Source organism: Nocardia asiatica NBRC 100129, assembly GCF_000308415.1.
Lineage (GTDB): Bacteria > Actinomycetota > Actinomycetes > Mycobacteriales > Mycobacteriaceae > Nocardia > Nocardia asiatica.
Window position 1 is genome coordinate 1 of the sequence record NZ_BAFS01000357.1, and the last position, 1,388, is coordinate 1,388.

At 63.5% G+C, this 1,388-nt stretch carries 1 protein-coding gene; it reads right to left on the bottom strand.

Annotated elements, in window-relative coordinates; translation table 11 throughout:
* Window positions 1-37 precede the first annotated feature (37 nt).
* Complete coding sequence (locus tag ON27_RS29390; protein WP_086007570.1) at window positions 38-1,321, bottom strand: IS256 family transposase; 1,284 nt, start codon at window positions 1,319-1,321, stop codon at window positions 38-40.
* Window positions 1,322-1,388: the final 67 nt, after the last annotated feature.

The window sequence follows — 1,388 nt, forward strand, 5'->3', positions numbered from 1 at the left end:
GGGTCTATCTCGCTAAAGGTGTTTCCGGCGGTTTCTCTCAGTAGGTTCGGGCGTCGGGCCAGCGGTCGGCGAAGGTGATCGCGAACGCGTTGACCGCGGGCTTCCACCGCATGGTCCATCGTGCTCGACCGGCGCCGGTCGGGTCGAGGGAACGAGTCACCAGATACAGGCATTTCAGGGCGGCTTGCTCGGTGGGGAAATGGCCACGTGCCTTGATCGCGCGCCGGTAGCGGGCGTTCAAGGACTCGATCGCGTTCGTCGAGCAGATGACCCGCCTGATCTCGAGGTCGTAGTCGAGGAACGGGACGAATTCATCCCACGCGTTGTTCCAAAGCCGCACGATCGCACCGTATTTCGTGGCCCATTTCTCGGTGAGTTCGTCCAACGCCGCGCGGGCGGACTCGGCGTTGACAGCGGTGTAGATCGGTTTGACGTCGCGTTTGAGCGCGTCCCAGTGCTGGCGTCCGGCCAGTCGGAAGGTGTTGCGGATCAAGTGGATGATGCAGGTCTGGACCGTGGCCAGCGGCCACACGTTCCCCACCACCTCCGGCAGCCCTTTCAACCCGTCGCAGACCAGGAAGAATACGTCCTTGGTGCCGCGGTTGCGGATTTCGGTGAGCACACTCATCCAGAACTTCGCGCCCTCACCACCGGTCCCGGCCCACAACCCGAGGATGTCCTTCTCCCCGTTCACCGTCACCCCGATCGCGGCATAGATCGGACGGTTGGCGACCTGACCGTCTCGGATCTTGACCACGATCGCGTCGATGAAGATCGCGACATACACCTCGTCGAGCGGCCGGCTCGACCACTCCTGCATCTCCGCGACCACCGCGTCGGTGATCCGGGACACGGTCTCCTTCGACACCGACGCCCCATAGATCTCGGCGAAATGCGCCGAAATCTCGCCCGTGGTCAGACCTTTCGCATACAACGACAGCACGATCTCATCGACGCCGGTCAGTCGGCGCTGGCGTTTCTTGACGATCTGGGGTTCAAAACTGCCGTCGCGGTCGCGCGGCACCTCGATCGGCACCGGCCCGGTCGTCTCGGTCAGCACCGTCTTCGGCCTGGTCCCGTTACGCACATTGGGTGAGACCCGTTCGGCGGGAGCCTGATTCGGCTCATAGCCCAGGTGCTCGGTCATCTCCTCGCTCAACGCGGTCTCGAGGACGGTCTTGGTGAACTGTTTGAGCAGCCCGTCCGGCCCGGTCAGAGACAAGCCCTGTTCCTTGGCCATCCGCACCAGCTCCGCCGCCGCCAGCTCCTCAGCCGACGCCTCGGCCTTCTTCTTCGCCACGGCATCAAGTGTCGTCATCACGGCACCTTCCCGCTGACCATCCGATCAGCGAATCAGGCCGGAAACACCCTTAGATCCACAGTCCCCC